General features: G+C 42.7%; 21 protein-coding genes and 1 riboswitch. Of the genes, 16 read left to right on the top strand and 5 right to left on the bottom strand.

Translation table 11 applies throughout. The features are described from left to right. The first annotated feature begins 3 nt into the window (after positions 1-3). Positions 4-570, top strand: a complete 567-nt coding sequence (locus OCU87_RS23350) for a DJ-1/PfpI family protein (protein WP_261858666.1) — start codon at positions 4-6, stop codon at positions 568-570. Between the two features lie 97 nt (positions 571-667). Here the strand turns inward: OCU87_RS23350 and OCU87_RS23345 are convergent, their stop codons facing one another. Then, positions 668-2,353, bottom strand: coding sequence for an SgrR family transcriptional regulator (locus OCU87_RS23345; protein ID WP_261858665.1), 1,686 nt, complete (start codon positions 2,351-2,353; stop codon positions 668-670). Positions 2,354-2,416: 63 nt separating this feature from the next. On the opposite strand from OCU87_RS23345, the gene OCU87_RS23340 reads away from it, so the two are divergent. The 9 genes from OCU87_RS23340 (at position 2,417) to OCU87_RS23300 (ending at position 15,198) form a co-directional block, all read left to right on the top strand. Further along, positions 2,417-2,575, top strand: a complete 159-nt coding sequence (locus OCU87_RS23340; RefSeq protein WP_261858664.1) for a hypothetical protein — start codon at positions 2,417-2,419, stop codon at positions 2,573-2,575. A gap of 363 nt (positions 2,576-2,938) precedes the next feature. Further along, complete coding sequence (locus tag OCU87_RS23335; RefSeq protein WP_261858663.1) at positions 2,939-3,409, top strand: hypothetical protein; 471 nt, start codon at positions 2,939-2,941, stop codon at positions 3,407-3,409. A 253-nt stretch (positions 3,410-3,662) separates the two neighbouring features. Then, a riboswitch (TPP riboswitch) is annotated at positions 3,663-3,762 on the top strand. A 145-nt stretch (positions 3,763-3,907) separates the two neighbouring features. Next, complete coding sequence (thiM, locus tag OCU87_RS23330) at positions 3,908-4,693, top strand: hydroxyethylthiazole kinase (RefSeq protein ID WP_261858662.1); 786 nt, start codon at positions 3,908-3,910, stop codon at positions 4,691-4,693. 56 nt (positions 4,694-4,749) lie between these two features. Then, positions 4,750-5,355: a thiamine phosphate synthase gene (gene thiE, locus OCU87_RS23325; RefSeq protein WP_062692414.1), complete on the top strand. Its 606-nt coding sequence runs from the start codon at positions 4,750-4,752 to the stop codon at positions 5,353-5,355. 1,133 nt (positions 5,356-6,488) lie between these two features. Then, positions 6,489-8,585, top strand: coding sequence for a protein-disulfide reductase DsbD family protein (locus OCU87_RS23320; protein ID WP_261858661.1), 2,097 nt, complete (start codon positions 6,489-6,491; stop codon positions 8,583-8,585). Beyond that, a complete protein-coding gene (locus OCU87_RS23315) occupies positions 8,582-9,109 on the top strand; it encodes a protein disulfide oxidoreductase (protein ID WP_062692416.1) in 528 nt (175 codons plus the stop codon). The genes OCU87_RS23320 and OCU87_RS23315 overlap by 4 nt, the downstream gene beginning before the upstream one ends. 10 nt (positions 9,110-9,119) lie before the next feature. Continuing rightward, entirely contained in the window at positions 9,120-9,845 is a 726-nt protein-coding gene (locus tag OCU87_RS23310) for a DsbA family protein (protein WP_062692417.1), read from the top strand. A gap of 1,048 nt (positions 9,846-10,893) precedes the next feature. Continuing rightward, on the top strand, positions 10,894-12,384 hold the full coding sequence (locus OCU87_RS23305) for a helix-turn-helix transcriptional regulator (RefSeq protein WP_261858660.1): 1,491 nt from the start codon (positions 10,894-10,896) through the stop codon (positions 12,382-12,384). Positions 12,385-12,543: 159 nt separating this feature from the next. Then, on the top strand, positions 12,544-15,198 hold the full coding sequence (locus OCU87_RS23300; RefSeq protein ID WP_315972502.1) for an alpha-amylase family glycosyl hydrolase: 2,655 nt from the start codon (positions 12,544-12,546) through the stop codon (positions 15,196-15,198). A 793-nt stretch (positions 15,199-15,991) separates the two neighbouring features. Here the strand turns inward: OCU87_RS23300 and OCU87_RS23295 are convergent. Continuing rightward, the gene (locus tag OCU87_RS23295; protein WP_261858658.1) at positions 15,992-17,035 is read right to left on the bottom strand and encodes a GMP reductase; all 1,044 of its coding nucleotides are present in this window, start codon (positions 17,033-17,035) and stop codon (positions 15,992-15,994) included. 413 nt (positions 17,036-17,448) lie between these two features. On the opposite strand from OCU87_RS23295, the gene OCU87_RS23290 reads away from it, so the two are divergent. Next, positions 17,449-17,790: a hypothetical protein gene (locus OCU87_RS23290; RefSeq protein WP_261858657.1), complete on the top strand. Its 342-nt coding sequence runs from the start codon at positions 17,449-17,451 to the stop codon at positions 17,788-17,790. Between the two features lie 188 nt (positions 17,791-17,978). Continuing rightward, the gene (locus OCU87_RS23285) at positions 17,979-18,458 is read left to right on the top strand and encodes a hypothetical protein (protein WP_094957386.1); all 480 of its coding nucleotides are present in this window, start codon (positions 17,979-17,981) and stop codon (positions 18,456-18,458) included. 119 nt (positions 18,459-18,577) lie between these two features. On the opposite strand, the gene OCU87_RS23280 is transcribed toward OCU87_RS23285, so the two are convergent. After that, on the bottom strand, positions 18,578-19,624 hold the full coding sequence (locus OCU87_RS23280; RefSeq protein WP_261858656.1) for an AraC family transcriptional regulator: 1,047 nt from the start codon (positions 19,622-19,624) through the stop codon (positions 18,578-18,580). 150 nt (positions 19,625-19,774) lie between these two features. On the opposite strand from OCU87_RS23280, the gene OCU87_RS23275 reads away from it, so the two are divergent. After that, positions 19,775-20,149: an MFS transporter gene (locus OCU87_RS23275; protein WP_239928791.1), complete on the top strand. Its 375-nt coding sequence runs from the start codon at positions 19,775-19,777 to the stop codon at positions 20,147-20,149. Beyond that, positions 20,142-21,365: an HlyD family secretion protein gene (locus OCU87_RS23270; RefSeq protein ID WP_261858655.1), complete on the top strand. Its 1,224-nt coding sequence runs from the start codon at positions 20,142-20,144 to the stop codon at positions 21,363-21,365. The genes OCU87_RS23275 and OCU87_RS23270 overlap by 8 nt, the downstream gene beginning before the upstream one ends. A gap of 244 nt (positions 21,366-21,609) precedes the next feature. Here OCU87_RS23270 and OCU87_RS23265 read toward each other — a convergent pair whose 3' ends face one another. Both OCU87_RS23265 and OCU87_RS23260 read right to left on the bottom strand, forming a co-directional pair. Beyond that, positions 21,610-22,827: an acyltransferase family protein gene (locus OCU87_RS23265; protein ID WP_261858654.1), complete on the bottom strand. Its 1,218-nt coding sequence runs from the start codon at positions 22,825-22,827 to the stop codon at positions 21,610-21,612. Between the two features lie 253 nt (positions 22,828-23,080). Beyond that, the gene (locus OCU87_RS23260; protein ID WP_062692435.1) at positions 23,081-24,253 is read right to left on the bottom strand and encodes a cation:proton antiporter domain-containing protein; all 1,173 of its coding nucleotides are present in this window, start codon (positions 24,251-24,253) and stop codon (positions 23,081-23,083) included. A 332-nt stretch (positions 24,254-24,585) separates the two neighbouring features. Here OCU87_RS23260 and OCU87_RS23255 point away from each other — a divergent pair, with 332 nt between their 5' ends. Both OCU87_RS23255 and OCU87_RS23250 read left to right on the top strand, forming a co-directional pair. Further along, positions 24,586-24,951 (top strand): hypothetical protein, encoded by a 366-nt coding sequence (locus OCU87_RS23255; protein ID WP_062692436.1) that lies wholly within the window; start codon positions 24,586-24,588, stop codon positions 24,949-24,951. A gap of 67 nt (positions 24,952-25,018) precedes the next feature. Further along, complete coding sequence (locus OCU87_RS23250; RefSeq protein WP_062692438.1) at positions 25,019-25,414, top strand: OsmC family protein; 396 nt, start codon at positions 25,019-25,021, stop codon at positions 25,412-25,414. Positions 25,415-25,448: the final 34 nt, after the last annotated feature.

The following is a 25,448-nucleotide window of genomic DNA, read 5'->3' as shown; positions in this document are numbered from 1 at the left end:
AAGATGGAAAAACAAGTAGCGGTACTGTTGGCCGACGGCTTTGAAGAAGGTGAAGCGGTTGTTTTTATCGACATCATGCGTCGTTTAGATATTAAGGTGGATGTGCTGTCGTGCATGGAAACCACGTCGCTGCAAACCTACTTTGAAACACGGATCAGTGCCGATGACACATTAGCCAATAAATGCCATCAAACTTACGATGCCGTGATGATGCCAGGCGGCCCGAAAGGAACCGACAACTTATCGGCTAACCCTATGGTGGTTGAGTTTTTGCAACATCATATTGAGGCCGATAAATACATCTGTGCCTTATGTTCATCTGGCGCTAAAGTGTTAGCGGCAAATAACTTGTTACAAGGGCGCAATTACACCACTGGTGGCGGCCTTGAGAAGAAGTTTGCTGATGGTAATTTTGTCGATCAAAAAGTGGTGATCGACGGCAAATTTATCAGTGGTAAAGGCTTAGGTGTTAGTTTCGAGTTTGCTTTCACTGTGGCAAAAGCACTGCTCACCGACGATCCGCAAAAAGTTGATTGGCAAGCGAGCCATATTTACTTTGAGCACTGGTAAATACGATTAGATCTGTCAGCAGAACTGACGGGAGAGAAATAAGATCCAAGAGGTATATGAAAATATACCTCTTTTCTTTTTTAAACGGCTAACAGCGTTAATCCTCAAACCACAACTTTCTCAGCGACACCGTGCCTGCGCTGTCTGTTTCTGCACCTTGTAGTGATTTATCAAAGTTATAACTGAGTGCATCTCGCCATAAAGGGAAGAAGACGCCATGTTGAATGAGCCAATCTTCACAACGATGAAGTTGATCTAAGTAATTGGTTTCACTACTGCTGGTGAGTAAGAGCTTATCGACAATATTCAAAAAGACCGCTTGTTGTTGTGGCGATAAGCAGTACTTAAATACTGAGCTACAAATGAGCCACTTGTAGTAACCAAACATATCGTCATCGGAAAATACATAGCCACCAATAGCCATATCGTATTGGCTATGTTGGGATTCGTCGTCAGAAAATACCTCAATGTTAGCCCCTTTGCTTTCCAGATATTGAAGCAATTGGATGCGGTATTTATTGGAGTGCGATGCCAATACCTTGAGTGTTTGAGTTGGTCGCTTCATCTCATGATGATACAGGTAGACGCCTTGGTGCTGGTGGTAACCAACGACAGAGTTGGCGACAGGCAAAATATCCTGAGTGACGTGATGACAAAACTCTCGCGCATGGTGAAAAATCCAAGCTTTTTCATCCATCGACAATGAGCTTTTGGTGGTGGGAAACGAAATGATATCGCAACCCGTTTGGAGTGCAACTTGGTCGCAAGCAGTGAAGCCATTGGATGAATAACCGTGATGGACAATATGACCTTGGACCTTCGCTTCTGTGGTATCGCTGGTCCAAAATTCAGCTTTATCGATGAAACCGCCACTGGAAAAATAGTCTGGGTTTTTAGCCAGTACCCATTGATGTTTATCGCATGACTCTAGTCTGAATGGCCCTGTGCCATAGGGAATATCGTTATCACTTGTTTCAAGATAAATAGAGGAATGCATATCGGCGAGGATGTGGAGGATAGCATGTTGCTTGTGAGTCATGGTTAAAATAACCCATGCGCCTTGCGTACGTATACTCTGAATATGTCGATAAAGATTTTGATAGGTATGAGACTTCGTCATTCTATCCGTTAGGCAAGTCGCAACGTGCTCTGCGGTAAGCTTTTCACCATTATGGAAAAGTACATCAGGGCGTAGACGAAGCCAAAGCTCGTTATCTCTAAATTCATAATAATGTGCTAAGTGTGGGCGGATACGTTTGGTGGTTACGTCATAGGTGAACAAGGTATCAAACATGGCATCAACATAGAGCCGTGAAGCTGCACGGTAAGCCCAGAGCGGGTGAAAGCTGGGGATGGTATAAGGAACAAGCGTAATAAGGGTGTTCTTTGCTTTCAGGTTTTCTTGTGCTGCCGACAGCCAGTGCGGTAAGCGCTTACGAAAGGTTTCGCTAAATCCAAACACATCAGCATAGCGCGATGCTTCACTCAGTTGCCCTTTATGGCAGTACAGCTCAAGAATCTGCATTAAAGTAGCTTCAAAGCCAGTCAGGATAGTGATTTCGGATTTATTCCCCCGTCCTCTTCCCGGTTGCCAAGAAAGCCAACCAATATTTGCCAGTGTTTTAACTAACTTAGCGACATTTCGATCAGAGCAGCTTAGTTGCTCAGACAGGGTAGGGATGTCTGTTTTTGTGGTTTGGTGTGGTTCATAATGCTCGCACAGCTGCTTGAGACGCTGCAGATGAACTTGATTAATAAAAGGTGAACTCTGGTTTCCTACCATATCATTATTACTTCCTGTTTTTTGACTAATAATAACCACAACAAAATGTGAGTACAGGAAAAAATGATGAATCCATTAAGTTATACCCTTCACACCTTGAATGCGCAGCAATTGCTAGTTGAACCAGAGATCAGACCAACCACGGCCCATAAAAGCCACAATCGCATGGGCTTATACTTGGTGATCTTTGTGGTTGGTGTTGTCGTGGGGCTGCTGTATTAGATCTTATGCCTGATCAGTAATCAAATTGGACTAAATCAAAGAAGGCCCTTTATTACTCCTTTGCTCATGATTGATTTCAGGCTTGGTTTGTTATCGAGCAAGAGGTAAACAGTTGACACCAAGCGGTAAAGACTCACACTGTGTTATAAAGTATCATTTTGAAGTGATAGCTAACTTTTTAAATGTAACAACCATATAGCGCAGGGTAGAGGTATGAATAACGTGGTGAACCACTGTAAAGTTTGTGTTCAGGCTGAGGCAAATTAAATGGCAAAGTTGTTGAAGATTTTGCTGACTCTTTGCGTGATAGGGCTCTTGATATTTAGCTATTTCGGCTACCAGACATATCGAGCATTAACCTATATGAGAAACGATATGGGTTGGTTATGGATAAACAGCCAACTGATTAGCCCTGATACCACCGCGATGCAGAGCGCGCGTACACCGCATACTAAACAGCTGGTATTTCGCCAAGTCGATGTGGATCGTCAATTGGTTATCTACCTGAACACCACTTATGACGGCGATTTTCTTTTTACCTTCATTAAGCAGACGCCATGCAGCGCTTTGTCGCCTTATCAAGGAATGCTGAGCGTGAACAATGAACCAAACCAACAGATCATGTTCGATTGTCATGAGCCGAACACGGTGGTTTATAGAATAGCGAAACGTAAGTTCAGTCAGCTGCACTTAACTACGCCTGATTTCGATTTTGATTTGGATCTTAAGCAGTGGAACCCTAAAGCACTCAAAAAAGATGACTTCATGCAGCACAATTATGAGTTTTTTCAAAAGCATACCACAGAAAAGATTTATCCATGGAATAGGGATTAGGTAGCGGATATTGAGCGCTTGAAATTAAGCAGAGAAAAGCCCCGTTTCATGTTATGAGTGAAGCGGGGCTTTTTTATTAGCTATCTCAATAGACATTGAAGTTCAGATTTTCGTGGATTATTTAAAGGAAGCTTGGGGTAGACTCGGGGCTGGCCCGGGACAGCACAGCGCTAGGGAACACTGAGTACTCAGCGAAGACTAAAACATGATTTAGTTTTATCTGTTGTTCTTTCAATGAGCTTGTTACTATTCGAAAAGATAGTCGGGGGGCCGAAAGGCTGAGATCGCATGTTGCGAGACCCGTAGAACCTGATTCAGTTAATACTGTCGTAGGGAACTATATGTCTAGCGAATGATGGTTTGATTTATATTTATCAACATCCTTGGCTCGGCTGGACCAAGATATGCCAATCCAGCCCCAGCATTCATATCAGTTTCTTCCCTCAGGTTCTTCCTATCCGTTACCGCAATTGATAATGGCAATCGCTGAGGGAAAACATGAACACACAAACCATCATTAACGCTCTGCATGCAGTCCGTGAGCAGAAACCACTGGTTGTGAACCTGACCAACTATGTCGTAATGAACAATACTGCCAATGCGCTACTGGCCATTGGTGCTTCGCCGATCATGGCACATTCTCGTGAAGAAATGGCGGAAATGATGTCTTTTGCTGGTGCTTTGGTCATTAATATCGGCACATTGGACAGCGAATGGGTGCCACGTATGGTGTTCGCTGTCGAGCAGGCAAATATTCATAATAAAACGATAGTGCTTGATCCTGTTGGCTGTGGTGCTAGCCGCTTACGAACAGACACCTCCCGCCAGCTTGCCAAAGCAGCTAATAAGTTGATTATTCGAGGCAATGCTTCTGAAATCATTTCCTTGGCAGGTGAAAAAGGGCAAAACAAAGGCGTTGATGCGCTTGATAGCACGGAAGCGGCAGTGGATGCGGCGCGTTTCCTGAGCCGAGAATATCAATGCAATGTTGTTATTTCAGGTGAGATTGATTTTGTTGTCACCAATGAAGGACAGAGCCAGCTACGTAATGGTCATGCCATGATGCCTTATGTAACAGGGATGGGGTGTACTCTCAGTGCACTGACTGGTGCTTTTGCGGCTATCGGAGAAGAGACGGGATTAGCAGCCGCGGCGATACTTGGCGTAGCGGGCGAAATCGCAGCCGAACAGTCGAAAGGCCCAGGTAGCTTGCAGTGTAATTTGCTCGATACCCTGTATCAGCTTGATGAAGAAACGTTAATCCAGCGTCTGAAGCTGGCTTAGTTTGGCAGGCCTAGTTTGGGAGGCTTAGTTTTGGAGGCTTAGTTTTGGAGGAAATAATGCGTTCGTGTCGTTTATATCTGGTGACTGATGATCTGCAAGATCTTGAAACCATGAAAACGGTGGTCAAAGAAGCCGTCATTGGCGGTGTGACTATGGTACAGGTTCGAGAAAAGCATGGTGATGTACGTACTTTTATTGAAAGAGCCTTAGCCGTTAAAACGATTTTGCAGGACACTGGGGTTCCACTAATTATTAATGATCGTGTCGATGTGGCCTTGGCTGTAGATGCCGACGGTGTACATCTGGGCCAGTCAGATATGCCAGCTAACATCGCACGCCAGCTGATTGGTAAAGACAAGATACTGGGACTGTCGGTTGAAAATGAACAGCAACTGGTTGAAGCCAAACATTTACCTATCGATTACATCGGGCTGAGCGCAATCTTTGCGACCCCGACGAAAACCAATATACAAAAAGAGTGGGGCATTGACGGGCTGGCGAATGCCGTCGCGCAAAGCTCCTTACCTATAGTGGCAATCGGCGGGATTAATGCATCAAACCTTGATGCGGTTATAGCGACAGGCGTCGACAGTATTGCACTGGTTTCGGCAATTTGTCATGCCGAATGCCCGAGAACAGCAGTACGCAACTTGATTGGATAAGCTAATACCCGCAGATTTTTTGAAAAAGTTTGTGGGTATAAAACTAATGTAATTTGGTTATCGAAATCTAGGGCGGCAGTGTTTCCAAGTGTTGCCCATTAAATTCCGTAATCCGTCTCGAAAATTGCGGCAGAGATCATGAGAATACTTCATTCTAGATTTTTAATTCGGCGCGAATTTACCTCATTTATCACAGATATTTAAATGGAACGTGCTAACCGTAATCGAGATAGGCTGGAAGTGAGGAGGCTTGTTTTGATGCTAATACGTTTCGGGAGTAATCGTTTTAACTTGTTTATGGACAGAAGTGAGTTTCGGAAAAGCAAGCATTAGCAAATCATAAATTGGCGCAGGTATGGTAAGTCATTAAACTCGTATCCAAAACTACTGGGCGGATCAACCCAACCGAAATTAAATACGCGGCTTGCGCAAAAGTTGACCGAAAAGTGTAGATACTAGTCATTGCCATGGAGATTATTAACTTACTCATTTTAATTTATCCAGTTTTTTGAATAAGCTTTCTGCGACATTCAATCGCTTTAAGTCATGAAATTTATCGGCCCAGCGAAAAAATTGAACTTTATTATTTTAGTTCAGTCATATTGCTACGTTTACCATCACATAGACATCTGTAGTTTAGATATGCTCTCAAGTCGAAACACACATAAACTAACTCGTAACGCACTATTATTAGTGGGTTGGGTTATCTGTTTCTGTCTCGCCAGTAATATGAGTTTTATCCAAGGTTGTAAAGTAAACTATGGCAATAGTGATTCTGCGATTTCTACTGTTCTGCAGGCAAACAATATTGGTGATGGTAGCGGCTTTATTGATGGTGCATCTCAATCTCAATCTCAATCTAAAGACGGCCAATCTGTCCATAAATGTGACTTATCAGAACACCTGATAAATTTTGATCACCACCAAGTCAATGATCAAGCTATATTCACGTACTTCATACTCGTTGTAGTCGTATTGTGGCTGCTAAGTACTGTCCCGTATTTCCCTCCATTCACTGAGCCAATCCTTCACAAGGGTAGGCGGATCCATCTCAAGGTTTGTGTCTTTAAAGAATGAGAATAAGAGCGTTTAACTAACACTCATATTATTCATTTTTTAAGGAAAAATTAGACATGCCTAAAAGCAAAATGTCATTGCACTTTGTTGTGCTTTGGCTATTCGTTGCGCTGTGTTCAACATTCACTGTGAACGCAAGTGCAAGCGAATCGATGACTCCTGTTACAACGGGTTGGATGCAAGACAAGTTACATCCGTATGTAGAAACGCGCTTTGTCATGACTGGACAAGTTAATGAAAAAGACAAAACTGCAGCAGGTTATCTGGAGGTGAACCTTTCAGGCGAATGGAAAACTTACTGGAGAAGTCCTGGTGAAGGAGGCATTGCGCCCAAAATCAAATGGGCCGACTCTAAGAATGTTTCGCAACTACAATGGTTTTGGAAGTTTCCTCAACGCTTCAATTTGCTCGGCATAGATACGCTAGGCTACAAGCACAACATCATCTTTCCGATGAATCTTCATATTGATGATATGAACAAACCTGTTGAGCTTAATGCCGTGCTGACGATGTCTTCATGCACCACCATATGTATTCTCACGGATTTTGATATCAACTTGGTGTTTAACCCAAGTGACATGACCGTGAATAACGACGCGATGCTTGTCTACGCTAAAGCAATGAGCGAAGTGCCGAAAGACTCACCGCTTGTAGAGGGTACATCTACGATTTGGGATGCTCGCAAGTCGCAACTTCAAGTTATTGCTACACATCAAATTGGCTGGACTGTACCCGATGTAATCGTGGATGGTGATTCAGATGAAATGCAAGATGCTGAATTTGGTATTCCTCACATTGAAATTGAAGGTAACCAAGCCATTGCGACTTATGACGTAAGCAGCTGGATGGGCACACCCGATCTCAACAACCAACACATTCGTGTCAGCATCAAAGACAAAGACTTCATTACAGAATACCCAGCCACTGTTACCAACGGCATAGTGGGTAATAGCTCTATGATAAGTATGGTGCTTTTGGCGCTATTAGGTGGGTTGATTCTCAATATCATGCCCTGTGTATTCCCTGTGCTTGGAATGAAACTGAGTGGGGTTATTTCTGCTCAAGGTATGGCAAGAAAACAGGTTAGGTTCCAATTCCTTGCATCTGCGAGTGGCATCCTCGCATCCTTCTGGTTAATAGCCACTTTCTTGGCTGTGTTAAAAATCTCAGGTAGCGTTATCGGTTGGGGAATTCAGTTCCAAAACGGCTGGTTTATCGGTGGGATGTTTATCGTCACCGCTCTTTTCAGCGCCAACATGTTAGGGCTTTTCGAGATCCGTCTTTCATCGAATACAAATACGTGGATGGCAACCAAGGGCGACAGTAGTTACGTCGGGCACTTTACTCAAGGTATGTTCGCAACGCTATTGGCTACGCCATGTTCTGCTCCATTTCTTGGGACAGCAGTCGCCTTTGCTCTTGCCACGACTATCCCGACGATGTTTGGTATTTTCACCGCACTTGCCATTGGTATGGCACTTCCATGGATTCTCGTTGCTGCATTCCCATCAATAGCTTTGGCGTTGCCTAAACCAGGGGCATGGATGAACCGTGTTAAATACCTGTTCGGCGGAATGATGCTAATCACTAGCGTCTGGCTCTTTAGCTTGCTTCGACCTCACGTCCCTCAATTGTGGTTATACGCAATATTGGCAGTCAGTGTTTGCTTATTGCTTGTCAGGTTGGTTCAAGTGCATGGAATCAAGACGGCGGGTGCTGTTGCCTTGCTGTTGTTGAGTGTTATCTCTGCCTCGTTATTTGTCGAGAAAGCAACATCCAAAATGCTGCCACCAGAACCTGAGTGGGAAGCTTTGTCGACCGTCGCCATTGATGAGCATGTTGCTAATGGCCAGGTGGTTTTTGTTGATGTCACCGCTGATTGGTGTGTGACTTGTAAAGCAAACAAGATAGGTGTTCTCTTACAAGATCCTGTCTACAGCGCATTGACTGAAGGTGATGTAGTGCCGATGGAGGGGGATTGGACAGTACCGAGTGATAGCGTCACGTCATACCTGCAAGAGCACAATCGGTTCGGTGTTCCGTTCAATATGGTTTATGGCCCTAATGCTCCAGAAGGTGTTGAGCTTCCTGTCATCTTAACCAGTGATGCGGTAATGGAAGCCATCGAGAAGGCAAGAGGTGATGACGAATGATGAGAACAAAATTTAAGGCAAAGCCTCAGACTAAAAAGCAGAAGTTGAGATCGGCATTACTGTATATCTTGTTCGCGTTGGTCGTGGTCTTTGGTGTTGATTATTGGCGTACAAAAGACGTTCCAATGCAGAACGTTCCGCCAATGGTCGGAATGTCGTTATCCGGTAAACCGATAGATGTAATTGAAATGAGTAAGAAAGAGCCGGTATTAGTTTATTTTTGGACGACATGGTGCGTGGCTTGCAAATTTGTGACGCCAGTAGTTGATTGGCTTTCATCAAGCTATCCTGTCGTTGGTGTATCACTGACTTCAGGTAAAGATGAAAGAGTTCGACGCTATATGAATGCTAAAGGGTATAGCTACGACAACATTAATGATACTCAGGGTAAAATAGCACGCGATTGGGGGATCTCCTTAACGCCAACACTCATTGTTATTAATGACGGAAAAGTAACAAGTGTTACTTCAGGAATTACTACGCCAATAGGTATTGCAGCCCGACTTTGGTTAGCTAAGTATTAATGGGAAAAATATGAAATTCATAACAAAAAGCATCATCACACTATTAGTCACACTGGCTTTCTCACCCGTCACTTACGCAATGACAAAACAAGAAAAAATTGCCGAGATAACGCAAATGTTAGAAACGAATGAAGGTATTATCGATTCGGTTCACGACAGTCTGGCGGCTTACATAGATCAACAAAGTAGCTTTGATAAAACGTTAGCCGAGAGCCATGACTTTATTTATAACAACCCACATCACCCTTGGTATGGTTCCGAACATCCAAAACTGACGATCGTCAACATGACTGATTTTAGTTGCCCGTGGTGTAAAAAGTTAGATCCTGTTCTTCGAAAAATAGCAGATGATTTCCCTAATGACATCAAGGTGATAAATATTTATATCCCTCTAAAGGAGAGAGATTCACAACTGAACTCTGCAACATTTGGACTTAATGTCTGGAACAATGACAGAGAAAAATACAAAGCAGTTGAAGAGATGTTGATCAGTAAGCCTGGTATTCACAATACGCGCTCGATAATGAAAGTAGCTAAGAAGAATAAAGCAACCGACTACGTTTCTTCAAACAGTGAAATATCGATTGAAGTTGCTGAAAACTATAATTTGTTTACGAAGTTGGGTGTTCGAGGTACACCAGCGATGCTAATTGATGGAATATTGCTCCCCGGTTACCTGCCATACGAAAAACTATATCCAATAGTAAAAGATAAACTAGAAGAGAAAAGTAAGTAGAATAAATTTACAATAACTGAATCTTTATTATTGATGGATAAAAAAGCCCTATTGTGATTAGGGCTTTTTCTTATTTGGATATTGATTGTAAAAGTAGTTTACAAGTTGATTTACAAATTAGTAAACAATGTATAACGCAGCTAAGCCAAATATACCTAGAAAACTCAGCACACCACATATCAAATAAAAAAATAGTCTCATTATTACTCTCTTAACCAAATAATCACGCAGGTAAACCTCATCTATTAGTCAAAATCTATAATGAAAAATAAGTATCATAACCTTAATTTTAATAAAATAGATCAATTGGAAACGGATAGATATTCACAAAGTGGCTTATAAAAAACTATATTAACCAACCTAGAGTTAGAGGTATTTAATTCCAATTAATTCCATTTTTAAATTTATTTAACAAAATTTATTTCAAGAAGGACGCTTCCATTTCGGAGATAAAACATAGTGGATATGTGTGTAACAAACTTTGGGGTTGAACCTTGTTACATCGGAGCCCTTAGTATTGCTAAATTAGCTGTACTGTTCTCTATTCTTTTATCTTTCTCTATCATGATTATTTATCTGTTCTTAGTTGCAATCAGAAAATCTTAACATTATGAACAACCAAGTGGTCAATAAAGAAAAAGTGAAGCATGCATTGAGGGTAATTTAAAGCCAGATCAGCCAGCAAGCTTGTTTACTCGTCGGTGACTAAGCCAAGCCTTGGTGAACTTGATAGCGAAGAGCAGATGAAATGGATCTGAACTATACTTTGACATTAGGAAAAATATCGCAAAGATAGTTGTCTTTGGAAACTATTAGCCAAACGAGTGATATAGCCCCCCTCCTTAGCAACCTCGTGCCATATTAGTCAAAGGAAATGTTACTCGGTTGTTCTGTTTTAAATCGCTTTACTCACCTCGGAATGTCCAATAACTACTGAGTCGCCTAACCGTATCAAAAAAACGCGTAGCTTTAGCGTTGAAACAAAACCATGCTTCATAGTAACGGTTCCGCTAAAATACGCGCATGTTATCCTGACAATGGAAAAATCGTGAACGCCCAAAAACCTTTCTCCGTAATGCTTTCTCAAGCAGTAGGCAGTTCCTATTTTCGAATTGGTCATGATCATTGGCACATCGAGGAATTACTTTCCTTACAACATCTGTTGCTGTTAACAGCCCCAACAATCAAAGAAGGATTACTTTGGTGGAGCAAATCTGTGTCATTGTACGATCGTTCAATCTATGTTGAACCTGCATCTCGCTATGACAGCCTATCGCTACATTTTAAATCACGAACAAATACTGAATTGCCTTTGTGGGTGCACTACCTGACCCAAGATTTACTCGAGCACGTTTCTTCATTTACTCACTTAACGCATACTTGGCTGCAAACCCCTAGTCAACGCAACTATTTAATTCGTAATGAATACGGAAAGTCGCTACAACTGCATTTTGACCATCAAGAAATTCAGGTTAGCGCAACACCCGATGCCAAGTTATTTTCTCTCGCTAAGCAGTTTTTTTTACTGCTACAGCACGTCCGTATTGAAAAAGAAGATCTGGTCTCTCGATTAAAAAAACGTATCCATGACAACATTAGTTCACCTTTACGTTTATCCGATTTAGCGGTTGATCTAGGGCTATCACCCAGAACACTGCAACGGCGCCTACAAGAAAAACAAATCAACTTCACCACACTTGTTGATGATGAAAAAAAAGCCACCGCTTTACGTCTACTGGCCGATACACAATTGAGCGTATCCAACATAGCTAATCAGCTAGGTTATGATGATCCTTCAAACTTTCACCGCGCATTTCGAAAGTGGTATCCATTTACCCCTCAAATGTACCGTGAACAATGCCGAACCAATCGAACCAATCGAACCAATCGAACCGTTCAACAAGAAAACCCCATCAGGCTGCATTACGCCACTGCCGTTATAGAATCAAGTGCCGCCAAACAAGGTCAAAGTGGCAGAGTATGGATTGAGGTCAATAATATAGCGTTTGAAAAAAAAGTGGCGGTTGAGTGTGAAGACAGAGACGGTGTATGGCGCCGCTATCCCGCCTTTTTCGATTACTTCCTGGCTGATGGTATTGAGCTTTGGTCAACCGCAAACCTACCTGTCGCTAATCCATTACGCTTTCGCTTATGCTACGAAGTCGATGGCAATCAATTCATCGATGATAACCTTCAACACAACTATGTCGTCAACGAACCGATTCTATTAGGCCATCCTATTGTTGTCGTACCTACCCTTGTCGTCGTCCCCGAAATGGAAGGCGTTCGTGTTGTTATAGAGCTTGCATGCCGCCTGCCTGATACTGAAATCATTCATTGTCATATTGATGGTCAAGAAAATAACCGTTGGGCTATGACAAAAACAAACCAAAACCGTCAATTTTCATCTTGGTCTCTATCAACGTATCTAACTGAACGACCTAAAAAATGTCATTTTGAATTGATTTCTCAGCAAGGTGAACACCAGCGATGTGATAACTATCAACACGACTATCTATTTCTTTCGCCACTTTCATAGCCAGCGAAAATGATAACAGGCTCATATTTAGCACCAACTGACACACCACAACCAATATAATGGCGTAGAGTGACACTCTCATCGCGTTGAATTCCCGTTATTGTTCACACAGTTTTGTAGGCAGGGGATTATAACGTGAGACTGAAAACACCTAACACAATGAATAAAATAAAGTTTTTAACTTTATCGATAGCGTTAGCCTTAACAGGCTGTAATTCAGACAATAATGCCATCGAAATAGATGACAACACTGTGGCGCCAGTTGATAATCAGGTGGCATCACCTGACTGGCAAGACCAAATCATCTACTTTCTCATGATCGATCGATTTAGCGATGGAAATAGCCAGAATAATGACCAAGGCCAAAATGAATACGATCCGACATCGGACAAAAAATTCAGCGGCGGTGATCTACAAGGCGTTACCGATCAGCTTAGTTACATCCAAAATTTAGGAGCAACATCTGTATGGATCACTCCGCCTGTGGCAAACCAATGGTGGGATTCAGAACAGAATTACGGTGGTTATCATGGCTACTGGGCGCGTGATTTTCAGAAAGTGGATGAGCATTTCGGGGATTTAGAAGATTACCAAGCACTTTCTCGTGAAATACACAGCCGAAATATGTTCCTCATCCAAGACATTGTGACGAATCATGTTGGTAACTTTTTCACTTACGATAACCCGTACGATTATGACGCTTTAAACCCTTGTGCCGGTTTCCGTCTAATTGAAAATGCATTGGCATCTAATCAATCCCTACCATATCCTCTGAATCAGAACCAGTGCAAAGACGACGGCACAGGTAGCTACCATTGGACACCAAGCATTACCGATCACAATAATCCGACACAAGAAAAAACATGGCAACTCTCCGATTTGGATGATCTCAATACTTCTGATCTAGAAGTCAGAAAGTACCTTAAAGCGAGCTACCGTAAATGGATTAAAGACGTCGGTGTTGATGCATACCGGGTAGATACCGCCAAGTTTGTTGAACACGATTTCTGGAACGATTTCTTTCACAGTCAAGACGGCGTACTATCACAGGCAAAAGAAACAGGACGTGAAAATTTCCTAACCTTCGGTGAAGTCTTTGAGGCATCGACGCCGTACAAGACAGAAGGGGAGGAAAAAATGCTCACCTATATTGGTGAAAATGGCTCTCCGGCACAGTTAACCTCAGTATTAAACTTTCCGCTCCAAACCACCATGACCCGTGTTTTTGCATCAGGCCAACCGACGGATTATTTACGCTTTCGCCTAGAACGTATGATGGAAATGTTCCCTAACCCTTACATCATGCCGAACTTTATCGATAACCATGACATGCCTCGCTTTTTGTCTCAGGCTAGCCCAGAAGATATGCAGCAAGCCTTGATTACCATGATGACAGTGCCCGGCATTCCGGTTATTTATCAGGGTACTGAGCAAGCTATCATCAATAGCCGCGATAGTATGTTTAACGGCGGCTATCGCACTGACGGTCAACTTGTCGATTCTTTCGATTCAAGCAACGAGATGTACCGATTTATTCAATCATTGGCCCAGCTTCGTACAGAAAACAAAGTGCTTACACGAGGTGAATTGAAAGTCATCGCCAGTGATAAAGCAGGAGCCGGTATATTCAGTTTCACTCGTCGTTTAAATGATGAAGAAGTGTTCGTTGTCTTGAATACCTCGTCGTCTCCTATGCTGTTAAACCAGTTAGACTTAGAGCAAGATGCAGGAACGGTTTTTGAACGACAGATTCAATCCAACTGGCAAGGCGCACCAGAAATACTGACAACCAATAGTCATGGTCAAGTCACCCTCGAACTGGCTCCAAAATCTGCGGTGATTTACTTTAAAACATCCCAAGCAGGCAATATCGATACCCCGGATACAAAAGTCGAATTAGAGGGAAATTGGGATAACGCGGTAATCACCCAAGATACTGAAATAACCGGGACAGCAACACCCAATGTGACATTAAAAATGGTCGTAGATGGTAATTTAGGCGTAGCAAAAGACATACCTGTTGATGCTAACGGAGACTGGAAAACCACCATTTCGATCCGTCATTTTGCCATCGGTGAACAACAACATCGCTTTGCGATTTACTACCCTGAAGATAAAGCAGGCACTAAAGATATTGCATTCACTTCCGATCTTTCATGGGCGGAAACACCCGAGAAAATCATTGATGATACAGGTGATGCTCAAGATGGTAGTGGCGGACTATACGGCTCCTATTCTCTACCTACCGATCCCTCTTTTGATAAAGATAAGAATCAGCTCTCGATTGAAAAAGCCGAGATCTATACCGTGGGCAGTAACGTACGCTTAAAAATGACCATGAATAACGTCACCAACAGCTGGTTACCACCCAACGGCTTTGACCATGTCGGTTTTTCAGTCTTTATTGGTTTGCCCAATGAAAGTAAGACTGGCTTAACAGCACTGCCGAAGCTCAATGCAGAAATGCCTTCTGGCACTTGGAATCGAAACGCGGTGATATTTGGCTGGCAAAGCTCAATCTACAGCTCAACAGGCGCAGATTCACAAACATGGGGAGAAACCGTATCACCCGCCCCCGTTGTCACTGTAGATAAAGCTAACAAAGCGATTTATCTTGATTTTGCTAGTGATGCACTTGGCCGCCCCAATTCGCTTGACGGTATCAGCATTTATGTCACAACATGGGATATCGACGGATTATCGGCTGTCTACCGTCCGTTAGACACCCAAAAAGGACCGTGGAATTTCACCGGTAACGATACATCAGAACCCAAGATTTGGGATAACCTCCCCGTCATCATTTTAAGTGAGTAAAAAAATCACTCATAATGTAAATCGTTAAGGTATGAGTCCTCTGCTGCCTCAGCAGAGGACTTAACAAACTATCCTGACGCAGGGGGGCTTCTCGTCTCTCTAAAAATTGCACTTTGCTCAAGTATTCGACTGTACTTACCTATTTTGATTGCACTCGATACAGTGTGGGGGATAAGTGTGCGAATTGAGCAAAAACAAAATCTATTGCGTTGAAAGCGGTCTTGAGTTTTTCTCAATTCATTAGTTCACATATGGCTAATAGACATTAACAGGGTATAGATGAGTTTCAGATCTAACGCGGAATGGGGCTGAACCTTGCTACATCTAAGCCCTTAGTATTGCTAAATTAGCTGTACTGTTCTCTATTCTTTTGGCTGCAAAACAGTAGCGCGAACAGCCAATGACATATTTCTCTTTGCGTATATTAAGTAATGCAATACGGTATCGAAGTAGCTCTATTCGTCTTTTATCTTTCTCTGTCATGATTATTTATCTGTTCTTAGTTGCAATCAGAAAATCTTAACATTATGAACAACCAAGTGGTCAATAAAGGAAAAAGTGAAGCATGCAATTAGGGTAATTTAAAGCCAGATCAGCCAGCAAGCTTGTTTACTCGTCGGTGACTAAGCTAAGCCTTGGTGAACTTGATAGCGAAGAGTAGATGAAATGGATCTGAACTATAATGAGAGATACAAAAAAGGCCGCTAATAAGCGGCCTGATAGGTATTCATTCTAAGTTTTAGCAATCAACATATGGTTGTTTCAATAAACAACATATATGTGCTTTAATTGCTTACTCTTTACCGAACACGTTGTTTTCTTGTTCTTGAACGCGGATAAAGGTTGCGCGTTTTGTAAGTTCTTTAAGTTGCGCTGCACCTACGTAAGTACAAGTAGAACGTACGCCACCCATGATGTCTTGGATAGTTGTTTCAACTGGGCCACGGTAAGGCAATAGTACGGTTTTACCTTCAGCTGCGCGGTATTTCGCAACGCCGCCTGAGTGCTTGTCCATCGCTGACTGTGAAGACATGCCGTAGAATTTCATGAAGGTTTTGCCATCTTGCTCGATAACTTCACCGTTACTTTCTTCGTGGCCTGCTAGCATACCGCCAAGCATTACGAAGTCTGCACCGCCGCCGAATGCTTTAGATACATCACCTGCACATGAACAGCCGCCGTCACCAATAATGCGACCACCAAGGCCGTGCGCAGCATCTGCACATTCAATGATTGCTGAAAGCTGAGGGTAACCTACACCTGTTTTAACGCGTGTAGTACATACAGAACCTGGGCCGATACCCACTTTAACAATGTCGGCACCCGCTAGGATAAGTTCTTCAACCATGTCGCCCGTAACAACGTTACCTGCACTGATTACTTTGTCTGGGAATTCAGCACGTACGCGTTGTACGTACTCAACTAAATGCTCAGAGTAACCGTTAGCGATATCAATACAGATGAAGATAAGGTCATCTGAAAGGGCCATGATGTCTTTGGTTTTTTGGAAGTCGTTATCTGACGTACCAGTAGAAACCATTGCGTTGTTAAGTACTGATGCATCGTTGTTTTTTACAAAGCCAGCCCAGTCATCAACTGTGTAATGCTTATGGATAGCTGTCATTACATTATGCTTCGCAAGTGATGCAGCCATTTCAAAGCTACCCACTGAATCCATATTAGCAGCGATAATTGGCACGCCTGACCATTGACGACCGCTGTGCTTGAATGTAAAATCGCGGGTTAATTCAACTTGAGAACGGCTTTTCAAGGTAGAACGTTTTGGACGAAACAGTACATCTTTGAAACCTAACTTCAAGTCTTGTTCGATACGCATGGTAATTTCCTTAAATGTAAATCGAATTTTGCTCTCAATCTTTCTGCTGTTGGCAGACAACAGATAGACATCAGACGAGCAGGCACAAAAAAACCGGAGCGTTGGCAGACGCTCCGGTTTTCAGCATTATAGGGCGATAAAAATTATTAACAAGCCTGATAATTGTGTTTTTTTTGTGATACCTTTACAAAGATTAAATCTCGATAAATCCTCTTTTCTGCGCACCACTATTGTCAAAATAAGCGAAATATTCGCTTATCGCCTTCCATTCTTACCAAATTCTTGCATAATCCCTGTATATAAGATCTATGAATTATTGCGATATAATTTTCAAATAAATGCTTAATAATCATTCATTACAGTGATTGTTCACCCGTTTAGGTGATGGCGTACAGTTGGATTTAGGCTAAACCTTGCTAAGTAAAAGAAAAATAAAGAAAATATTCCCGTTAGATTTTTACGGCGAAGACAGTGGTTGGCGCTTTATCATTCGTGCTCAAACACCTGATGAGGTGTTAGAGGCAATGTATTGGCGCGCATATATTTCGTGCCATCGAAAAAATGTGGATTTATTGCATCTCGCGACAGATAAATTCAATTACCGCTATAACTATTCAACCGGTGAAACCTCCGACTTGCACTTTGGCGGTGGGAATGCGCCGATCCGCGTCAATATGATGGGGCCGATTGTGCTTATATCGACCATATTAGAGAAAGTCGCGAGTGGTGACTTGGTCAAAATGGTATCAGCATAAATATAACGACAAAAAATAAATAAGAATGGCACTGCATAGTGCCTTTTTTATGCTCTGTGTTTGCGCGAATATTCATATAAATCGACAATGATTTTTAAGTGAGTTGCAGCACACAAGCATTATCTAATTGAGTTATTTACATAAAGTAGGCTAAGGTAAAGAAAAAGCCCTTATTAAAAGGATTGCCTATGTCGATGAAAATATGGGGCACTGCGTTGCTATTGGTCGGAAGTATTACTTCTGTTTCAGCCGCGAGTTTGCCAACGTTAGACGGTAAATGGCAATGCCAATCACCTGAAGCCAACACTGAAAATGAGAAAAGCTGGGTTATTTACGATTTTTCTGAGAAGGGAATGGTGAAATCGCAAGAATGGATCCAGTACAAAAAGCAACGTAAAACGCAGTTGGAATATAACCTATTCGTTGACTACCGATTCACGAAAAAGGGTGATGATTACGTGCTTAAACCTGTTAAGTTGAGCCGGGAAATTATCGCTGATCCGCTGAATATTGATCCTTTCAATGCCGAGCAGCGTCGTGATTTAACCGGGTATCGCATTTTCTTTAAGCCGACAATTGTCAGCCGGAATAAAGCGAATTTTGAGATGTGGTATCACATAACGCCCGATAACCATTTCACGATGACCTGCGAGCAACAGGCAAGCTAACGCAGTTTGCCAACTGACCTTCTTCTTAACTAAAAACGGTAGCTGAACCTTGTGAGCAATTGATGCATTTATTAGTGATGCACTCATTGGAAAGGGTCACTACCGTTTTTTGTTCTCACCTATAAATTCAATGAGATGGTTTCACGACTGCGTTCTAGCAAGCGTTGTTGATACTGCTTAGGTGTTAATCCACGCTGTCGTTGAAATGCCTTAGTGAAGCTCTGTGGATGGCTATAACCCAGCAGCTGGCTTATTTCGTCTATCGGCTTGTCTGCTTGCATGTACTGAATGGCAAGGTTACAAATTACGTACTGGGTTATATTGCTAAACGTCCAACCAAAATGGTGGAGGCGGCGCTGTAGTTGTTGCTTGGAGAAGCCCAGCTTTTCCGCCACGAACTCTATGTTAGGTACACCATAACGGCGTGAGTAATTCACTAACTCGAACATGACCTTAGCGCTATCGTTGGGTTGCGGTATGTTGAGCATATCATCCAGTTGTAAGTTAGAAACCACCATAGGGCGACTGATCGAAAAAGCACGTTCACTGCCATGGCGAAGAATAGAGAGATCAATCCACACCTTGGTCATTGGCGCATTCCATTCAATCGCACAGCCAAACCACTTTTCTGCTTGTTGGCGATCTGCCAGATTGTTTCCAGTAAGCGCACTGCTGATCTGCACTTTAAGTGGGCTATAGTCATTCCCCATATAATGGCGTAGCGCTTTGATCATCATTGTTGCCACCCGCAAACTGTCTAAGCAGCGAGCTTGTTGACGAGCGTGCGGGGAATCATAACTCCACTTCATGATCTTGCCCGATTGTTCACCGTGATAAGTCGCCCCTGAATGAAGACACGATACGCCGTAGTTGAACCGCCTGACGGCGAGTGCTAAATCAGGGCTAGATAAATACCATTCTCCTAAACTTCCCATCTGACTAAAGCAGAGATCTGGCGCAATCTTTAGCATATAGGCGGGATCACCACTGAGTGCCGCAATTTTTTCTAGCCATGTCATGAAGTCATTGAACGGAACTAAGGCCATCGGTTCGTTCATTAAGCTATCTGGAACACCTATCTGCTGAGTCGTAATGCCGTAATGTTTTCTTACCGCATTCAAGACAATTTGTAAGTAAGTGATACGAATAAAGCTCAAATCAAACATGTTAATTTGTCCTGCCAGCTGCTTTGGGTGGAATGATTGTATCGTAATTACGCACTATTTAATTCGATCTACCCTAAATTAAGGCAAGGCTCACATTTTAGATGACACTCCCTGCAACAAAAAAATAAACCGATAAATCGGAGAATGTTAATGAGCCTTTTTAGTATGCCTTTTGTAGATAGTGGGGTGGATACCGCACTACATGTTATAGCTAGCGTGGTCATGGTTGGCACGATTGCTGCCGCGGCCTTTGGATTTTGGCGACTTCATGAATTACCGATTCAGAAAGCGCACAGTAAAGATCATCATCAACTTGGACTCATCACCGCCCTTACTTGGATTGGCTTTGTTTGGCATTGGGTATGGGTAATTGCCGTTGTAATTGCTTTTGTTGATGGTGAACAAGCACTTCGTCGTATTCGTGATATTTGGAAAGGGGACGCGCCATCACAGCAGCCTGCTGCATCAATGGAAAAGGTAGAAGCTGTGATCTCGACACCAAAGCAGGAGACTGAGCATGCTTGAGGGGTTAGCGGTTTGGGCACTGTTTATTTACCTTCTAAGAATGGTGGGTATGCCTTGGAATAAATTCACTAAGAGTTTTGCGTACTTAGGGGGTTCTGGCTGGTTGCTGTTTGTATGGGTTGGTTTGATAACTTTTGCGCCAATGGATTTATCTGGTGGTTCATTAGTGCAGTCTCCCCATGTGCAGCTACGTCCATCCACGACTCAAATTAAAGGTAAGGTTACAGCAATACATGTTCGTCCAAACCAACAAGTGGAACAAGGACAACTGATTTATGAGATTGATGACGAACCTTTCTCGATCGCCCTTAATGTGGCGCAAGCTAAGTTAGATTCGGCGCATGTGGCGTTGGATATGGCTAAAGAAGATATCAACATTAATAAAGCGAATTTTGCCGCCGCAGAAAAAGACATCGAAATCGCACAGAATAAGCTAGTGGCTGCCCAGCAAGATCTGAAATGGAAGCAAAAAACGCTTAGTCGTTACCAAGAACAGAATCGCGTAGTGAAGCACACTATTACGGAAAGCATGATGGATGAGCAGAACACCGCAGTTGAGGTGGCAAAAGCTCAGAAAATAACGGTAGAAAGCCAGTTAGAAAAGGCCAAGTTAGCGGTTAATAAAGCACGCTTAGCCATTGAAAAATCGAAGTTAACAGTGAATAGCCGTGAAGTAGATGTGACATCGCAGCAAGAGAACGTAGCTCAAGCGCGATGGAACCTTGAACAGACCAAAGTGTATGCGCCAACCGATGGTTATTTAACGAACTTTATTATGCGTGAAGGGCAGTATGTTGGCTTGATGCCGCGCATTCAGATGTATACCAACGAGAAGTATGTGCTGATGCGGGTGAACCATCAGGCTATTCGTAACGTAAAAGTGGGACAGCGCGCAGAGTTTGCATCCGCTGTTTACCCTGGAAAAATCTTTAACGCGGAAGTCGAAGGGATCATTGAGGCGACAGGTGAATCACAAGGTAGCCTTCTAGCTCGAGACGATAATGTTCGTCAGGTGACAGGGTTGAACGTCGCGAATAAGCATCACTTTGTACGCCTGAAGTTGGATGAACCACAAGGGTACGACATGCCAGTAGGCTCTGTTGGTTTGGCTTGGATAAGCGCAGAGAAACCGATTCCTTTCATGGGTTTCTTGGATGTTATTCGCGGCATCATTATCCGAATGAAAGCGCAGATCTACTTTGTATGGGCAATGTAATGACAAGGTAACGAGCATGGGCTGCCTGATAAATAAAATAAGATGATAAACAGGCTTCCATATCAATCTAACTAAGTAGCTGTTCGTTCTTGTTGGTTAAGAACGCTGAAACGAAGAGTAAACCAATGGCGATGCTTGGTCGCCACTTTTTCTACAGAAACCACTTTGCTGTAGTTCGGCTGTAACCCTTTTAAGGCTGGGGTTACAGCTTTTTTTTTGCCTACTTTTTGGGTGCTATCCAACTTTATTTTGTTGTTAGATTATTGCTATTTGTTTTTGATGTTTTTTTAATGCGAGTGGCTAGTTTAGTTATTTGCAATGAACGTAATTGGCGTAGGGCTGGCTTTTCCAGTAAGTGGTAACTGGCGGTTGAAATAGTAAGTAACACGACAGTATACAGGGCTAAGGCCAACGCGAACGCACCAAGGCCGCTTTGTTGATACCACCATAAGGTGAATTCAGGGGCGAGTTGGTTAATTACTTCGACACCAATTAGGAGCAAGACTGAATGCCAAAGGTAGACAGAATAAGAAATATCGCCGAGATACTGGGTTAACTTATTATCGAATAAACGCATAAAGAGTGATGTGTTTTGGGTGTGGTTTGCTCCACAGAAAACCAATAGTGCGAAGAGTAGGTAAACACTCAAAATTTGTCCTGTTCCGAGTTTATGGTGCAAGAGCAACACCAAACTAATAACCAGAGCGAAAAGAACCCAGTCATTGCTGATAAAGCGTTTTATGTTATGGGGTATACGAATAAGGCACATCCACGCCCCAAGTGAAAAACCACATAATCCACGTAAAAATGCGGGGATGCCAGACGTTAAATCGATGGTACCTGTGGTTGAAATAAGGCCATAGAGTAGAAAGAAGACCAAAATAGGTAACCAGCTACTGCGCTTAGCGTTAAAAGACAGCAGTGCTAAAATAATCGGAAACATCATATAGCAGAGCCACTCGACACTTAATGACCAGCCTGGGAAGTTCCAGCTAAGAGCTTGGCTTGTGAGAGATTGTAATAAGAAGAGGTTAGCAAATAGGGTATCACTGGTGTTGAAGGGGCCTTGAAAAGCAGGAATGCCAGCTAGTCCCCAGCTATTAAGTAACTCCCCACCGTAAAATCCAATGCCGTAGACGTGTTTAATGCTTTCCCAACCAAGCAAAAATAATAGGGTCATGAGAAAAAGTGGATAGATACGGCTAAATCTTAGCCACATAAAATGCCGCCATTTCGCCATCGTACAGCCTTGTTGAAAGCTGTTACGGTAGACATGCATCATGACAAACCCGCTGAGAATGAAGAATATATCAACCCAGAGATAGCCATTTTCAAGCAGCTGGCTGGTGTTGGCGATATTTTCTTTCCATTGAGGAAAAAGCACTAAGCGGGTATGGAATAAGGCAACAAAAAACGCGGCGAAACCGCGAATTGAAGTAAGCAGAGGTAAGTGACCTTGCATGTAGATCGTCCTTAATCAGATACGTAAGTTGAGACAATAGAGATAGGGCTATTTAGCCAAACCATAGCACTGTTATTACGCTCCTAATGTGGCTTATCTATGCAAATTAACGTTAGTTTTGGTATTTGCGAATGAGGTATAAATTTAGATTAATTTTGCCTAAAAGAAAGGTTAAGAATACTTAATGAACTTGTATTACTGCGGTGTTCGATCTGAGGGTGATAATAATAACGAGAGTTGAGTCTGGCGAAGGTTAATCTTGGCGAAGTTTATTCGCGAGCGATATGGGTGTTGGGTAATGCTTTACAACCCAATAGGTCGAAATAACGAAAGTGCTAAGCGTCGTGCTTTGAATAAACATCATTCCACTTGAGCTGAGTAAGCCGTTATTGATAGCGGAATAGGCGAGTAAGAGTGAGAACTCACTGGCTTGACTGAGTCGCGCGCTGAGCTCGTTTCGCATGGTCGATTTTTCATTGGCAAAACCTAGAGCCTGTTTGAAGCCCCATCGTTTTAATACTATCAATATAGCCCCAAACCCAATGCCGTAAAGGGTGTAAACATGCCCTGTTAAAAGCTGCATTTTTGCGCCAATAGCAAAGAAAAACAGAATTAAGAAAAACTCTCGTAATGGTTTTAAGTGTTGGGCGATGGCCTGAGACACTTTACTAACTGCGATGGATAACCCCGCGATAAAGGCACCACTTTCATAAGAAAGATCAACTTGATGGCCGATTTCAGCCCATAATAAGCACCAAGCAAGTGTGGTGATGAAACTGTACTCTTGGATGACATCAAACTTTCGAAAGAGCGGCAGTATTACATATTTTACGCCAGCAAAAGCCAGCACGCACAGTGCCACCGCTTTAGTGATAAGTAGTACAAAAGCCGCAATCAAGGTCTGATCACTGTTCATATTAAGCAGTAAAATCACTGTAATAGCCAGTATGTCTTGCACTAACAAGATACTGGTCATCACTTCCCCCATCCGCTGGTGGTGAAGTGTGGTGGTGGGGATAAGCTTTAACCCTATAACGGTACTCGAAAACATTAAAGCCGCCGCGGCGACTAGTGCATCCATGAGTGCAAGCTGAATGGTCAGTGCGAATACAAAGGTGCAGCCAAAAAAGAAGCCGCTGGTGCCTAAGGTGACTAGGGCACTTTCCTTAAACAAGGTAAGCAATTTACGTGGTTGCAGGTTTAAACCTAGCAAGAACAGCAATAAAATTACGCCAAGATGCCCGATTTGACTGATGTTTTCTGCATTTTTCACCCATCCGAAGCCATCAGGTCCAATAACAATACCGGCAGCAATATAAGCCAAAATAATGGGCTGACGTGCATATAAAAATAAGGTACCTAGTACGGCAGAGCTGATCACTATGGTGCAAAGCTCAAAGATGATGAGTGCAATATCAGACGGCATGATGGGTTAAGTAACACATTTTTCATGAGCACTATGGGTGCAGGCTGAGTGGTGCGAGGCCGCCGTGTCGGTGAGTATTACAGCTTGAAGTGATGTCGTCATGGTCATATTTCCCCATGTATTGGGCTCTTTAAAGGATAAGACGCTTTCATCATTTCTTCTTGTTTAATCGTTTCTAAAGTTTCTTTTGTCGTGCACGCAGCGTGAATTCAACCCAAATAAACAGCCATTGTTCACAGGATAAGTCCAATTTACGATACGTATTCAGGTATGCATTGAGGGTTATTGTTACGCTGATAATATATTTATTGGGGCTAACTATTAGGAAAAGGATGTTCCAGATTTTAAGCATTATCATTTTGTTCGTAATCAGTGTTTCCTTGGTTGCAAACTATATGGCTTGCAAGGTGTTTTTTGAGTATTGGCAAACTGATGAACGTGCACATTGGCAAACGTGGGGAAAGCCTGAATTTATTGAATTTTATCAAAATCAGCTTGGAGAATTCAGACCAATAGCGGTTGGCTCTGAGTGCGATAGGTTAGAAAATTTAGTCCTTTCCAATAAAGTGAAAAACTTGAAATTAACGTGGCTGATTGTGGTCGCTATGATTTTCTCTGGCTGTGCATTAGTGGGATTTGAAGCTGATTTGCGTCCAGCACAGTCGGCAATAATTCCATTAGAGAACATTAACCTGTGATATCAGTGCACAGCTCGCTTTCTTATGGGTTTTAATATAAATGGCATTGCCGAGTAAATAGGTAATTATGACTATCAATGTAAAGTGGGCAGGTGACTGCCAATTTAAAATAACCACAAGCAGTGGCTTTAACTTCGATGTAGACGCGACGAGTACCGTCGCACCTTGCCCAACAGATATGTTATTGTCAGCCTTGGGTGCATGTAGTGCAACAGATGTGGTGTTACTCCTAAAGGAGAAAGGATTTAGCGTAAAAACGCTCGATAACAATCTGACATACACACTCACCGAGAGTGAGCCTCGATTATATGAATCGGCCAACCTCCATTTTGTAGTAACTGGCGATGGCATATCGAAAGATGATGTACTTATTGCAGCGCAGGAAGCGGTTTTGAAGCATTGTCATGTTTGTTTAATGTTGCAACCTTCAATCACCATTAGTTGCTCAGCAGAAGTGTTGTAAATTTATTCGCGTTCTCGATGTACATGGTTGCGAC

It is taken from the genome of Photobacterium sanguinicancri, assembly GCF_024346675.1.
GTDB classification, from domain to species: Bacteria; Pseudomonadota; Gammaproteobacteria; order Enterobacterales; family Vibrionaceae; genus Photobacterium; species Photobacterium sanguinicancri.
The sequence above is the reverse complement of the archived record's forward strand: the minus strand, read 5'-3'. Positions and strand labels throughout refer to the sequence as shown.